This is a genomic window from Rheinheimera texasensis DSM 17496, assembly GCF_000711985.1.
Classification (GTDB): domain Bacteria; phylum Pseudomonadota; class Gammaproteobacteria; order Enterobacterales; family Alteromonadaceae; genus Pararheinheimera; species Pararheinheimera texasensis.
On record NZ_JONU01000014.1, the window covers coordinates 144,936 to 158,835 of the forward strand.

The 13,900-nt window shown below is 55.4% G+C and carries 10 protein-coding genes; 7 read left to right on the forward strand and 3 right to left on the reverse strand.

What is annotated here, in order from left to right; genetic code table 11:
• Nucleotides 1-44: 44 nt before the first annotated feature.
• The 4 genes from Q399_RS0109470 (at nucleotide 45) to Q399_RS21475 (ending at nucleotide 5,159) form a co-directional block, all read left to right on the forward strand.
• Nucleotides 45-1,634: a tryptophan halogenase family protein gene (locus tag Q399_RS0109470; protein WP_084164236.1), complete on the forward strand. Its 1,590-nt coding sequence runs from the start codon at nucleotides 45-47 to the stop codon at nucleotides 1,632-1,634.
• Nucleotides 1,631-2,398: a SapC family protein gene (locus Q399_RS0109475; RefSeq protein WP_031568102.1), complete on the forward strand. Its 768-nt coding sequence runs from the start codon at nucleotides 1,631-1,633 to the stop codon at nucleotides 2,396-2,398. Before Q399_RS0109470 ends, Q399_RS0109475 begins: the two co-directional genes overlap by 4 nt.
• Before the next feature lie 50 nt (nucleotides 2,399-2,448).
• Nucleotides 2,449-3,906 carry an SLC5 family protein gene (locus Q399_RS0109480; RefSeq protein WP_031568103.1) on the forward strand — a complete coding sequence of 486 codons (1,458 nt, stop codon included), beginning with the start codon at nucleotides 2,449-2,451 and terminating at the stop codon, nucleotides 3,904-3,906.
• Between the two features lie 410 nt (nucleotides 3,907-4,316).
• Entirely contained in the window at nucleotides 4,317-5,159 is an 843-nt protein-coding gene (locus tag Q399_RS21475; protein WP_031568104.1) for a porin family protein, read from the forward strand.
• Nucleotides 5,160-5,220: 61 nt separating this feature from the next.
• On the opposite strand, the gene Q399_RS0109490 is transcribed toward Q399_RS21475, so the two are convergent.
• Nucleotides 5,221-7,176: a beta-galactosidase gene (locus Q399_RS0109490; protein WP_211253265.1), complete on the reverse strand. Its 1,956-nt coding sequence runs from the start codon at nucleotides 7,174-7,176 to the stop codon at nucleotides 5,221-5,223.
• A 188-nt stretch (nucleotides 7,177-7,364) separates the two neighbouring features.
• Between Q399_RS0109490 and Q399_RS0109495 the strand changes: the two genes are divergently transcribed.
• Complete coding sequence (locus Q399_RS0109495; protein WP_031568106.1) at nucleotides 7,365-9,515, forward strand: alpha-galactosidase; 2,151 nt, start codon at nucleotides 7,365-7,367, stop codon at nucleotides 9,513-9,515.
• A gap of 70 nt (nucleotides 9,516-9,585) precedes the next feature.
• On the opposite strand, the gene Q399_RS0109500 is transcribed toward Q399_RS0109495, so the two are convergent.
• Nucleotides 9,586-10,287, reverse strand: coding sequence for a FadR/GntR family transcriptional regulator (locus tag Q399_RS0109500; RefSeq protein WP_031568107.1), 702 nt, complete (start codon nucleotides 10,285-10,287; stop codon nucleotides 9,586-9,588).
• Nucleotides 10,288-10,456: 169 nt separating this feature from the next.
• Here Q399_RS0109500 and Q399_RS0109505 point away from each other — a divergent pair, with 169 nt between their 5' ends.
• Both Q399_RS0109505 and Q399_RS0109510 read left to right on the forward strand, forming a co-directional pair.
• Nucleotides 10,457-11,230, forward strand: coding sequence for an SDR family NAD(P)-dependent oxidoreductase (locus Q399_RS0109505; RefSeq protein WP_037045973.1), 774 nt, complete (start codon nucleotides 10,457-10,459; stop codon nucleotides 11,228-11,230).
• Nucleotides 11,223-12,227: a 2-dehydro-3-deoxygalactonokinase gene (locus Q399_RS0109510; protein WP_051685869.1), complete on the forward strand. Its 1,005-nt coding sequence runs from the start codon at nucleotides 11,223-11,225 to the stop codon at nucleotides 12,225-12,227. Before Q399_RS0109505 ends, Q399_RS0109510 begins: the two co-directional genes overlap by 8 nt.
• Nucleotides 12,228-12,292: 65 nt before the next feature.
• Here the strand turns inward: Q399_RS0109510 and glpD are convergent, their stop codons facing one another.
• Nucleotides 12,293-13,822, reverse strand: coding sequence for a glycerol-3-phosphate dehydrogenase (gene glpD, locus Q399_RS0109515; RefSeq protein WP_031568110.1), 1,530 nt, complete (start codon nucleotides 13,820-13,822; stop codon nucleotides 12,293-12,295).
• Nucleotides 13,823-13,900: the final 78 nt, after the last annotated feature.

Sequence of the window (13,900 nt, forward strand, 5' to 3'; positions counted from 1 at the left end):
GGATCGCGCAATACTGCTGTACTCGCGTTTAAATCGGGTTCCTTATGACACAAGCTATCACCAATATTGTGGTGGTGGGGGGCGGCACCGCCGGTTGGCTGGCGGCCGCACTCATTGCCTCTTACCATCAGCAACCAGATGGCCCGGCGTTATCAATCACGTTGATTGAATCGGCCGATATTCCGACCATTGGTGTCGGTGAAGGCACCTGGCCAACGATGAAAAACACCCTGCAGCAAATCGGTTTGTCCGAGAAGGACTTTTTCCGCAGCTGCCATGCCGCTTTTAAACAAGGTGGCAAGTTTGTGAACTGGTGCGAAGGCACCGGCGATTTTTATTATCATCCTTTTACTGTGCCGCTCGGTTACGGCCGGCTTGATGTGGCGCCTTATCTGGCTGATATCCGCGACTATGCCCGCCAGTCCAATATGCAGCATGAATTATGCGAAGCCGGCAAAGCGCCGCGCCCGGTCAGCGAAGGCGAGTATCAGGGCCCGCTGAATTATGCCTATCACCTCGACGCCGGCGCGTTCGCCGACGTCTTAAAACAACATGCCAAAACCAAACTCGGTGTGTTGCACCGCGTTGCCACCGTCGAGCAAGTGCTGCTGACCGACGATGCGCAGATTGCTGGTTTAAAACTCAACGATGCCATGGAACCTGTCACCGCAGATTTATATATCGACTGCACCGGCATGGCGTCTTTGCTACTGGGCAAAACGCTGCAGGTGCCGTTTTTGTCGGTGGAACATCAGCTGTTTAACAACAGAGCGCTGGCGCTGCAGGTGCCTTACGACAGACCCGACTCACCGGTTGCCAGCCACACCATTGCCACCGCACAAAATGCCGGCTGGATTTGGGACATTGGTCTGTCGCACCGGCGCGGCACTGGTCATGTCTATGCCAGTCAGTTTTTAAGTGATGACGAGGCGGCCGCCAATTTGCGGCGTTATGTCGGCGCGGCAGCGGCAGATTTAGAACCGCGTTTAATCAAATATCAGACCGGCTATCGTGAACGCTTCTGGCAGGGCAATTGTGTCGCCATTGGTTTGTCCGCCGGTTTTGTTGAACCACTGGAAGCCACGGCCATTATGCTGGTCGAAGTGTCGGCGCGTTATGTCGCGGAAAATCTGCCGGCAGATCAAAGCCTGATGCCGGTCGTGGCCAAACGTTTTAATACGCAAATGCGTTATCGCTGGCAGCGCATTATTGATTTCCTCAAGCTGCATTACATGTTGACCAAACGCCCGGAGCCTTATTGGCAGGCGCATTTGGATCAGGACACCTGGCCTGAGTCGTTGCAGGAAGATTTGGCGGTCTGGCGTTATCGTGGCCCGGCGGTCAGTGATTTCCAGGGGCCGCTGGAGTTGTTTCCGGCCGCCAGTTACCAGTATGTAATGTATGGCATGGGCTTTAAGCCGGACTTTTCCCGTCAGGCGCATCTGTACCGGCAACAGGCGCAGGCGGAGCAAATTCTGCGACGTAATCAGCAATTGACGCAGCAATTGCAGCAAAGCCTGCCATCGAATCGCGAATATCTGCAGCGCTGGCTGGCGCAAGAGAGTATGGCTCCAGGGCATATGACACCGGGGTACATTCCACAAGGGAGTCGGCCACAAGGGAGTCTGTCATGAGCCGTTTTCTCACACTGCAGCAACTGGCCGCGCAACAACTGGGTGTAGTGCCGGACGCAGGCTTTATCTACGCCGCGCGCGCGCATTTATTGCCGCTGACCGTCGCCGATGTCAGCAGTATGGTCTGTGATTTCCCGGTACTGCTCAGCCGCAACAGCGAGGATGGCACGCTGATGCTGTCTGCGCTGTGCAGCTTTGTACCGGGGCAGAATTTACTGGCGGATGCACAGGGCTGGCATGCGGTGTACCGGCCTATGGTGCTGCAGTCCTACCCCTGTTATTGCCTGTTGCAGGATGGCCAACGCCAGTTTGCGTTTGCTGCCGATCCACAGGTATTGCAACCGGCAGCAACGCCACTTTTCGCGCAGGACGGTACGGCCAATGCCAGCGCACAGCGGCTGATGCACAGTGCGCAGGAGCTGTATGAGCAAGAACGGCGCACGTATCTGTGTCTGCAGCAATTACAGGCGCTGAAGTTACTGAGGGCTATTGAACTGCAATTACAGCCGGAACAAGGCGAATTGCAGCGCATCCGTGGCCTGATGACCATCGATGAAGACCAGTTGCATAGCCTCGATGCCACCACGTTAAAAACGCTGCAGCAAAGCGGCAGCCTGCAACTGGCGCAGAGTCTGCTCAATTCGTTGTTGCAGCTGAACCGGCTGATCCAGCGTCACAATCAAAAAGCAGCGCTTGGCCACCCCGGTTTCCAGCGAATTCAGCAGCTAAAAATCGAAATCGACCGCGATAGTGGATTTATGTGATACCGCGCCTGCTGGCCGGTATTTTTTGCGAGTTTTCCCGGAGAGATGTTATGTCAGATAGTGTGTTGCAGACTGCGGTCTTTGTGTTGGTGTCTGCACTGATAGGGTTGTTGACCTACCTGAAATGCCGCGGCAAATCAGACCGTAGCGGCTCGCAGAACCGAGAGTATTTTCTGGCCGGCAGCGGCCTCAGTTGGGTGTTTGTCGCGGGTTCTATCACGCTGACCAACTTAAGTACTGACCAGCTGGTCGGCATGAACGGTAACCAGATGGCGCTGCTGGCGGTCTGGGAATTCTCCGCCATCATCGGCCTGATCATTCTGGCAAAAGTGTTTATTCCGGTGTACTACCGCTATGGTTGCACCACCACCACTGAGTTGTTGGAACGGCGTTATCACAACAAACATATCCGCGCGGTGATTGGCGGCTTGTTTTTCCTCGGCAACGCGTTGATTTATATGCCAGCGGTGATTTACTCCGGCGCCTTACTGATGCAGACCATGTTTAAAGTGGATATTCCGCTGATCCAAATTGCCGCGGTGTTTGCCTTAGTGGGCGCAGCTTATGCCTTTTTCGGCGGCCTGCGCGCGGTAGCTGTTTCTGATACCTATAACGGCGTGCTGGTGCTGGGCATGGCGTTACTGATCACCTTCCTCGCGCTGTGTGCCATTAATTTTGACTTCAGCGGGATTCCGGCCGAGCGGCTGACCTTAATCGGCGATGAAAGCTCGCCGGTGCCATGGCCAACCTTGCTGACCGGGATGATTTTTATCCAGATGTATTATTGGGGCACCAACCAAACCATTACGCAGCGCGCAATGGCGGCTCCAACCATGGAAGAAGCGCAAAAAGGCGTGTATGCCGCGGCTTTAATTCGTTTTCTGATTGTGCCGGCTATTGTGGTATTACCGGGCATTGTGTCGTACAAACTCTATGGCGATATCGGCGACAGCGCTTATGGTCGTCTGGTCGGTGACCTGTTGCCGCCGGTGCTGATTGGTTTATTCGCGGCAGCCATGGCCGCTGCAGTATTGTCGACCTACAACAGCCTGCTGAATTCAGCCACTGCACTGTATGTCTGTGATATTCACGAAGCTTATGTCAGTGAAAAAGCGGATGTCAGAAAGTTAAGCGCCTGGGTGACATTGTTATTAAGCGCCCTGACGCTGATTTTAGTGCCGGTGTATCAGCAGGCCGACAGCATCATCAATTTACTACAACAGTTAAACGGCCTGCTCAGCATGCCTATTCTGTCGATTTTTATCGTTGGTCTGCTGTTTAAAGATGTTGATGCGCGGGCGGCCATTATCGCCGTGATTTTTGGTGTGTTGTTCTACGGCAGCCTGACCTTTGAATTCTCACCATTCTACAGCACTGTGCACTACATCCATCTGATGGCAGTGACGCTGTTCAGCTGTGTGGCGGTGGCCCTTCTCAGCAACAGATTTATCTTCGGCAAGCAACACCGCTGGGCCGGCAAAACCCTGGAACTGCCTGCATCGACGTAGGCGGATGGCTCCGTTAGCCGGCTTCGGCCGGCTTTTTTTATGGCGCCGTCGATGGCCGCCTGCTGATTCACTATCCACGAGCAGTTCAGTGCCAGTTGCGGACTTTGGCGACACCCACTCTGCGAGCCCGTGGCCCGATTGTAGGGTGCAAAAAGAGAAGCGAATTGAATTGCACCTTTGATACCCGTCGCTGCACCAAACAGCCTGAACGCAAGCGGCGTTTCCTGAGCGCACACTCCTCTACAGCACTACTGTGGGCTAACTACTTCATTATTTGGTATTTTGTTAACTTAAGTTGCACTTAAAGTTACGATGCATTGACTGCTTGTCTGTGGTTTTTGCGGTGATACAAACGATAGTGAATAGATCAAAGACCGCGCGTGGCAATTTATAAACAAGGACAGTTACAAATGGTAAAAACGGTTTTTGCAGTGACGCTTGCTGCATTTTTGACTTTTAGCGCACCCACATCGGCACAATTTACTTATGCTCCAACTTCCAGAGATGATGTTGGTTTATATCTCGGCGGCCAAATCTGGCAATCTGGCCCAAGTGGTGTTTTGGGAGCAGAACATACGCGCGTTGATTTTAATTTAAAAAAACAACAGCAAATCAACTACTTTATTGACCTTAAACACCCGATTGCTGCGCTGCCTCATCTGCGTATTTCCACGACCCAACTGGATACTTCAGGTCAAACCACGTTGACGCAACAGTTTGGCTTCAGCGACAAAACCTTTTCTGTTGCGGCTACAGTCGATGCCAGCTTTGACGTCAGTTATATCGATTACACCTTGTATTATGCATTGTTTGATAGCGAAGACTTTTCCTTTGAGTTGGGCTTCAGCGCGAGAGATTTGAATGGGAATGTGACGGTCGCCGGGACTACAAAAAGTTCTGATGATACTTGTAATGACCCTAACCCTTCGCCTGACAGTCCTTGTACAGGCACGGGAAATAATGCGATTTCCAGTGGGACAATAAAAACGGACGACATCAATCCGATGTTGTTTGTTGCCACGAACATTGGCTTGCCGCTTACACAGTTAAATCTATTTGCTCAAGCGGATGTCTCGTTGCTCAATGACCATCGATTGGCGGATTATCAACTGGGCTTCAGTTACGATCTGCACAAACTGATGCAGGTGACCTTCGGTTATCGGGTCGTGAACATGGCGTTCGACAATTTAAACAGTCTATATACCGACCTTGCATTTAAAGGTGCTTTTGTTGGCATGATTGCCCACTTTTAACAACGGACCCGCGAAAAAAAACCGGCGCTCAGGCGCCGGTTTTGCTGTGCTCGCGACAGCGTCAGCGATAAATCGCGACGCCGTAGCCGTCCAGTGTGGCGCTGCCGAGCAGCCATTGCGCGCTCGCCGGTGCCGCAACTTTGCAGGGTTTGGCGCTGTAATTAAACAGGAAGGTTAAGCCGCCCCGGCGTGCCAGACGCACATCGTGGGGTAGCACCACAGTCTCGACGCCGGCCTGTTTCAGCACATCGGCAAACAAGGCTTTGAGGAAGTCGTCACAGCTGACGGTGGCGACATAAACCGCGCGTTGATGCTGTGCGACGGCCGGCAGACCATCGTGATAATGCGCCAGCACCTGGCAAGATGGCGGCACTTCCAGCTCTTCGCGCCAGCACTGGCTCTGATATTGTTTTTGGCCGATAAACAGCGGCTCGGCGCAGTCGGGCCGGATAGTTTCCACGGACAGCACTTTGACCGGGATCAGCGCCTGTAACAAACCCGGCGCTAATTGCGGCACCAGCTGGAATTCAGTGGTTTTGCTGCCGGTACGTGGGCCAAATACCAGCCAGGCGCCGCTGTCCTTGCAACGCTGGGCAAACTCAGGCCGAACCACTGGCATACAAGGCACCAGCACCAGTTTGTAACCGGTTAAATCCTGCTCCGGTGAGACAAAATCGACATCCACGCCAAGCTGGCGCAGCGCCGAATACCAGGCAAATTCAACTTCCTGCTGATTAAAGCTATCGCCCTGACGTTCAATTTCACAGACCCACTGGTTTTCGGTGGTGCTGACCATTGCCACGCTGGCTTTGACTTGTTGTTGCAGCAAATCCGGGCACAGCGCCAGTTCACGCACCAGCTGCTCGATTTCCGGCCAGGCCGCGGCTTTGGAATTGTCGATGCGTTTGAGGCCGGCATGCATTTGTTCCTGGGCAAAAGGTGCCTGGCGCCAGCGGAAATAACTGACCACATCGGCGCCGTGGGCAAAAGACACCCAGGACCACAGCCGCACCATGCCAGGCTCTGGTCGTGGATTGTGTTTGGCCCAGTTCACCGGGCCCGGTTGTTGCTCCATGATCCAGAAGTGTTTGCCGGTCAGGCCACGCGTCTGGTCAAAGTAATAGCTGGAAAAATCCGGGTGGCCGGTGCGCATATAAGGTTTAAACATCGCCGCGCCGCGCTTGGCAAAAAACAAATCTGAGCGGCCAAGCGGGTAGTTGTCGAAGCTGGCAAAATCCAGCGGCTTCGCCAGTGCATAGTTGTCGGTCTGGGTGTCGACCATCGGAATAAAGTTGTGCGTGACAAAACGGCCCGGCGCATGGGCGCGAATGATCCGCACCATCTCGTCATGAAAGCGCACCACCTGATCAGAGCTGAAGCGGCGATACGCCAGCTGATGGGCCGGGTTGGTTTCGGTGACGGCCAGAATAGGTAGTTCGATTTCACCAAAATGACGATATTCCATTGACCAGAACACATTGCCCCAGGCACTGTTCAGCGCGTCGATGTCGGCATAATGCTGCTGGCACCAGGCGCGAAACGCCGTGAGTGCGGCATCGGAACCACTGTGCGTGGTGTCGTGGCAGGCCAGCTCGTTGTCGGTTTGCCAGCCAACGACCGCCGGATGCGCGCCATAACGTTCGGCCAGTACTGTGGAGATGCGCATCGCTTCGCGGAAATAATCCGGGCTGGAGAAATCATAATGACGGCGGGAACCAAAACCGCGGCTGTGGCCGGTTTTGACGTCAACCGGCAAAATCGACGGATACATATCAATTAACCATTTCGGCGGCGTGGCGGTTGGTGTACACATCACCACTTTTAAACCGGCGTCGGCTAAAGTGCTGATGGCGCGGTCCAGCCAGTCAAAACGGTATTGGCCCGGGCTTGGTTCCAGCCGGGACCAGGCAAATTCGGCGATCCGCACATAACGAATGCCAAGACCGTACATTTCTGCCGCATCCTGCGCCCAGATGGATTCCGGCCAATGTTCCGGGTAATAACAGATTCCTAACATCATATGCTCCTGCCAGATAGTTGCTGCGCGGTGCCCATCAGCAGCGTGGCGGCCATGGCCAGACCAGCATGACTGATCTGCGTTGCAGCGGGCGATAAAATTGTTTTGTATGATATATAGTATTTGTTGGCGATTCTATAGTTTAATGTACGCTATCTTTGCTTTCTTTTTGCCCTGAAGGAATTGTTATGCCGGCTCTACCCTCATTTGTTCGTCTGGACAGCTCCCGCCTGACGGTGATCCTCGACTGCCGTGGCCGCACACCGGCGTTGCTTTATATTGGCAGCTGCTTGAGCAGCACGACGACACCGCAGATGCTGGCATTGTTGCGCACGCGCCAGGAAGCGAAAAACTCCGTGGTCGACGAAGCGTCTATTGGCCTGACGCCATTATCGGCTGAAGGCTTTACCGGAGCGCCGGGGCTGGAATTATTCGACAGCAGCGACGGCTGGGCAGTGGGCCCGACGCTGGTTGAGGTCGAACAAACTCAAACAGCAGATGCGCAGCAGCAAGTGCGTCTGGTCAGTGTTGATAACAAACGCCAGCTGCAGCTGACGCACGTGCTGACGCTGGACCCGCACAGCCATGTGCTGAGCCTGCAAACGGCAGTGCAAAACCTTGGCAGTGCGCCAAGAGCATTACAGTGGTGCGCGGCCGGCACCTTGTTATTACCGGATCATCTGCAGGAACTGACCAGCTTTGAAGGCCGCTGGTCGAATGAATTTCAGCGCCGGCGTCAGTCGCTGGCGCTGGGAAGCTTTGTCCGGCAGAACCGCAAAGGCAAAACCTCGCACGACACTTATCCGGCCTTGCTGGTGCACAGTGCGACGACCACAGAGCAAAGCGGTGAAGTCTATGGCTTTCATCTGGGCTGGAGCGGCAACCACAGTCTGCGCGCAGAGCTGACTTCGGAAGGCCGCAGTTATGTGCAGTTTGGCGAATTGTTGTTGCCGGGCGAAGTGGTGCTTAGCGCCGGCGACAGTTACCAAAGCCCGCAGTTGTATTTTAGTTATGCCGCTGAAGGCTTTAGCCAGTTATCGCAACAGTTTCACCAGTTTGTGCGTAGCCGGCTATTGAGTCCGGCGCAGCAGCAAAAAGCCCGGCCTGTGCACTACAACACCTGGGAAGGCATTTATTTTAATCATGACACCGACACCTTGATGCAGCTGGCCAGCCGGGTCGCGACGCTGGGCGTGGAACGGTTTGTGCTCGACGATGGTTGGTTTATGGGCCGGCGCGGTGATTTTGCCGGTTTAGGCGACTGGCAGGTCGACCCGGCGGTGTATCCGGACGGGCTGGGCCCGCTGATCAGTCACGTCAATGCGCTGGGGATGGAATTTGGGATCTGGTTTGAACCGGAAATGGTCAATCCGGACAGTGCTTTATATCGCCAGCATCCGGATTGGGTGCTTGGCACTGCCAATAATCCGCAGATGCGTTTTCGCAATCAGCTGGTGCTGGATTTAAGCCGGCCGGAAGTCAGCGCTTATCTGTATCAGCAAATCCACAGCCTGCTGCTGCAGCACCCGCAGATCCGCTATATCAAATGGGATATGAACCGCGACCTGAATCATCCGGGTGGGGTGGATGGCAAGCCGGCGGTGCATCGCCAGGTGCAGGCGGTGTATCAGCTGATTTCCCGCTTAAAAGCAGCGCATCCGGGCCTGGAAATTGAGAGCTGCTGCTCCGGTGGCGGCCGCGCTGATTATGGCATTCTGGCGCATACCGACCGGATTTGGACGTCAGATTCCAACGACGCACTGGACCGGCTGAATATTCAGCGTGGCTGCTCGTTTTTCCTGCCGAACGATGTGATGGGCGCCCATGTCGGCCCACGCGATTGCCATATTACCGGCCGGCGCGTCAGCATCGAAATGCGCTGTGCTGTGGCACTGTTTGGTCATTTTGGTATTGAAATGGACCCGCGGGAGCTGACCGACGCCGAAGCGCAAACGCTGAGCCAGGCCATCGCGTTTTACAAAGCCGAGCGCAGCTTTTTACGCAGTGCCTTGTTGCAGCGGCTGGATTCTGACGGTGACAGCATCAACTTTGGCTTGGTGGCACCGGACCAGTCGCGGGCGATTTTTGCCTATAACTCGGTGAAGGAAACCGCCCGCACTATGCCGCCACGGCTGCGGTTTGCCGGCCTGAATCCTCAGGCACAGTACCGCCTGACACTGGCGTGGCCGTCGCAGCTGAAAGAATATTCGCCATCGGTGCTGCAAGTGGTGCCCGGAGAAATTTTCAGTGGTGATGCCCTGATGCGGTTTGGTATGCAGATGCCGATTTTGCATCCGCAAACTTCGCTGATTTTTGTGCTGGAACAGCAAGGCGGCTAAACCGCCGCGCGGTTGCCAGCCAATAAAAAAGCCCGCTGCAGCGGGCTGATTTAATAAAGCGTGGTGAAGATTATTCGAGCTTGGATTCAATCAGCTGGATAGCTTCTTCCAGCAACACTTCGACGGTATGGCGCGCTTGTTTCGGGTCACGCGCCTGAATAGCGCGCAGGATGTCGCCATGTTTTTGCACGTCGGCGCCGGGCACGCCTTTGATCCGGTTGGTGTAGCGGATACTGACGCGCAGTGCGGTACTGATAAATTCGGTTAATTGCAGCAGAAATCTGTTGTTGCTGGCGGCCAGCACGGCACTGTGAAAGGCGATGTCGGCGTCCAGCGGGTCGTCCAGGCCCTCGTCGGCGTCGGCCATGCGTTTTAAGGCTTTTTCGATGTCGCGGATTTGCGCGTCGGATGCGGAAGTGGCGGCCAGCGCGGCAGCCTGAGGTTCCAGCACGACGCGGACCTGAGTGAATTCGAGCAGCAATGACAACGATGGTTTACTGCTTAAGATCCAGCGCAGCACGTCGGTATCAAACATGTTCCAGTTGCTTTCTGGCAAGACGCGGATGCCCTGTTTCGGCCTGGAGGTCAGTAAGCCTTTGGCGGATAACATTTTCACCGCTTCGCGCGTCGCGCTGCGGCTGACATTGTGCCGGATGCAGAGTTCGGCTTCCGATGGCATGCCGCTGCCGACCGGGTAAACGCCCTGAACGATGGCCAAACCCAGGTCGTGTGTCAGTTGATGGGTCAGGTTTTGAATAGGTTCGTTTTTCATCGGTATGGTCCGTCCGGCTATGTGGGATATATCATATTAAAATACACCAGACTGTGATATAACTTTTTGCATTGTTTCTGGTAGCCGCTGCAATCCTGGCTTTTGTCTGTTCTGGCCTGTGCCGCGTGCGACTTCCCGATTGGCTGAATTTCAGATAAAACACATTAGCATGACAGCTCTGTATTCTTGTTTACGCGATAAAGCCGTATTTATCACCGGCGGCGCGACCGGCATTGGCGCGACTATGGTGCGCACTTTTGTGCAGCAGGGCTGCTATGTCGCTTTTATTGATTTAAATGCTGAAGCTGGTGCAGCGTTACTTGCTGAACTGCAGGCTGAGCTGCCGGCTGAGCGCGCGAGCTTTGCGGCGGTCGACGTTACAGACGTGCAGGCGTTGCAGCAAGCGATTGACGCAGCGGCGCAGCGTTTTGGCCGGCTTGATGTGCTGGTCAATAATGTCGCCAATGATCAGCGCATGCCAACCGCGCAGGTAACGCCGGCAAACTGGCGGCAATGCCATGCGGTGAATCTGGATGCAGCATTTTTTGCCACTCAGGTGGCTTTGCCGTTTTTACAGCAGCAGGCCTCTGCTTCGGTGATTAACTTCAGCTCGGTAGTCGCGGTGACCGGCAAGGTTGATATGGCGGGCTATGTGACGGCCAAAGCCGGTCTGATCGGCCTGACCAAGGCCCTGGCACGCGAGGCCGGCGCCCATGGTGTGCGGGTCAATGCGGTGTTGCCGGGCTGGGTCCGCACTGAGCGTCAACTCAATAGCTGGTTCACGCCTGAGCAGCAACAACGCTGGCTTGAAGACAGCGCGCTGAAACGGTTTATCCAGCCGGAAGATGTCGCCAATCTGGCGTTATTTCTGGCGTCGGAGCAAAGCGTGATGATCACCGGGCAAGCGATCCAAATTGACGGTGGGATTAGTCTCAGTGACTGAACCAGCTTTCATTGCCATCGACTGGGGCGCCAGCCAGTTAAAAGCCTTTTTATGCCAGCCCGGCGTTGTGTTGCCGCAGGTGCTGGCGAGTGCCAGCGGCCCCGGTGTAGCCGCAGCGCGCGGACAATTCCGTCAGACCTTATTGGCGGCTGTCGGTGACTGGTTACGGCAGGATCCGACACTGCAGGTTTATATGGCTGGCCACATCACTTCATCCTTAGGCTGGTATCAAACCCGTTATTTGCCAACGCCCTGTGTGCCACAAGCCTTATTACCGGCGTTGGTGCAAGGACAATGTCCGGATATGGCGTTGTGGCTCTCAACCGGCTTACGTTGTGCGTTGCCGGAAGGCGGCGACGATGTGATGCGGGGCGAAGAAGTGCAGCTGCTTGGGCTGTTGCAACTGGCGCCGGAGCTGCAAAGCGGCCGGCGGCTGGTGTGTTTGCCCGGCACACACACCAAATGGGTCTGGCTGGAAGACGGGCAGATCAGGCATTTTCGCACCAGTATGACCGGCGAACTCTATGCGTTGCTGACACAGCACAGCGTCTTGCTGCAACAGGCAGAAAACGCTGATGAGTTTTGTAACGACAGCTTTATCCGTGGCTGTCAGCAGATGCAGGGTACGGCCGGCCAGCATTGGCTGCATCAGCTGTTTACCGTGCGCACCGGCCAACTCTTTAGCGGACTGAGCCCGGCTCAGGCTAGTGCTTATCTGTCTGGTTTGCTGGTTGGCGCCGATGTGTGCGGCTGGCGGCTGAATGAACCTTGCGCCAGCGCCGATTGTGACGTGGTGTTGGCCGGCAATCCACGACTGAATTTTTGTTACCGCGAAGCCTTACAGCTGGCCGGTTTTCATGTGCAGACTTTTGATATTACCAATGCGACTTTGGCTGGTTTTGGCTGGTTGGCCCGCGAGCAGCGTGGTGCCGGCATTGTTGCCAGTCCAGTGGCCAAATCCGGCAGCTGTCAGGCCGACTCTGCGGTCAGCGGTTAAGACCTCACTTTGTCTGCCCGACCCTGGCCCGCAGGCTTTGGCCTGATAGCTTTAGCCCGAAATAGTCAGGCCACTTTGCCCTGTTGACGGCGTCTTTCGATAAAATCCGCTAAGCGTTGTTGTTGCGCCTGATCCAGTCGCAGTCCGAGTTTGCTGCGCCGCCACAAAATATCGGCTGCAGTCTGCGCCCATTCGTAGTTCAGCAGATAACTGACTTCGGCCTGATACAAACCATGACCAAAATCTTCGCCTAAATCCGCCAAACTATGACAGCCAACCAGCAGCTGATGGCTCAGAGTGCCATAACTGCGGACATATCGCTGCAGCACTGCGGCCGGCACATAACTATGGCTTTGGCTGAGTTCCCGCAGCAAGTGGGCCTGAGTGGCAAAATCGCCGCCCGGCAACGGTTGTTGTGCCGTGACGCAGGGGCCGATCTGTGGAAAGACGCTGGCGAGCTTGTCCACCGCGGCCTGAGCTAGTTTACGGTAGGTGGTAATTTTGCCACCAAACACCGACAGCAGCGGTGCGGCGTCTGCCGGCGCGTCCCATTCCAGCTTGTAATCGCGGGTCACAGCCTGTGCGCTGTCCGCTTCATCATCCAACAAAGGCCGCACGCCGGCATAACTGTGGCGGATATCCTGCCGGGTCAGCTGCTGGCGGAAATAACTGTTGCTGATTTGCAGCAGATACTCAGTTTCGGCGTCGCTGATGGCGACCAGGGCCGGATCGCCCTGATAGTCCACGTCTGTGGTACCAATCAGGCTGAAGTCATCTTCATACGGAATAACAAATACAATGCGCTGGTCGACGTTTTGCAGGATATAAGCCTGTGGGTCATTGTGCAGTTTGGGCACGACGATATGGCTGCCTTTAACCAGGCGGATTTTTTGCGGCGTCGGCCCCGGGATGGTCTGTTCAAATAAACTGGCGACCCAGGGACCGGCGGCGTTGACCACTGCGCGCGCCTGATACTGGCTGATCTGCCCGCTGCACTGCCCACCGCACTGCTCGGACAACTCCACTTGCCACAGCTTGCCCTGCCGGCTCACCGACTGACAACGGCTGCGTGTCAGCACCGTCGCGCCATGTTGCCGGGCTGCCATTGCGTTCAGCACCACCAGGCGGGAATCATCGACCCAGGCATCGGAGTATTCAAACCCACGTTGGATAGTGCTCACCAGCGGGTCGGTGGCACCAAAACGGATGCCGGTTGATGCTGGCAAAGTGACGCGGCGTGCCAGATGGTCGTATAAAAACAAACCAAGCCGGATCAGCAGCGCCGGCCGTAAGTGCGGCTGGTGTGGCAAGCGAAAGCGCAGTGGCCAGATGATATGCGGCGCGACTTTTAACAGCACTTCGCGCTCGGCCAGCGCTTCACGTACCAGACGGAATTCATAATGTTCCAGATAACGCAGGCCACCATGGATCAGTTTGCTGCTGTTCGAGGACGTCGCGGCGGCCAGGTCCTGCTGTTCGCACAGCAGCACTTTGAGGCCCCGGCTGGCGGCATCCGCCGCTATGCCGCAACCGTTAATGCCACCACCGATGACCAGCAGGTCGTAAGTTTCTGCGCTGAGATTGTTGTTCATCATCACTTTTCTTATTTATAAGATAAATACCATAATAAACAGTCAGTACGCGGCCCGCAAGGCATCAGATTGGTTTAACTG

Bases quoted from the DNA above. Each gene is read 5' to 3' on its own strand.
- Q399_RS0109470 (WP_084164236.1), top strand. From the start codon at position 45: ATGACACAAGCTATCACCAATATTGTGGTGGTGGGGGGCGGCACCGCC.
- Q399_RS0109475 (WP_031568102.1), top strand. From the start codon at position 1,631: ATGAGCCGTTTTCTCACACTGCAGCAACTGGCCGCGCAACAACTGGGT.
- Q399_RS0109480 (WP_031568103.1), top strand. From the start codon at position 2,449: ATGTCAGATAGTGTGTTGCAGACTGCGGTCTTTGTGTTGGTGTCTGCA.
- Q399_RS21475 (WP_031568104.1), top strand. From the start codon at position 4,317: ATGGTAAAAACGGTTTTTGCAGTGACGCTTGCTGCATTTTTGACTTTT.
- Q399_RS0109490 (WP_211253265.1), bottom strand. From the start codon at position 7,176: ATGTTAGGAATCTGTTATTACCCGGAACATTGGCCGGAATCCATCTGG.
- Q399_RS0109495 (WP_031568106.1), top strand. From the start codon at position 7,365: ATGCCGGCTCTACCCTCATTTGTTCGTCTGGACAGCTCCCGCCTGACG.
- Q399_RS0109500 (WP_031568107.1), bottom strand. From the start codon at position 10,287: ATGAAAAACGAACCTATTCAAAACCTGACCCATCAACTGACACACGAC.
- Q399_RS0109505 (WP_037045973.1), top strand. From the start codon at position 10,457: ATGACAGCTCTGTATTCTTGTTTACGCGATAAAGCCGTATTTATCACC.
- glpD (WP_031568110.1), bottom strand. From the start codon at position 13,822: ATGATGAACAACAATCTCAGCGCAGAAACTTACGACCTGCTGGTCATC.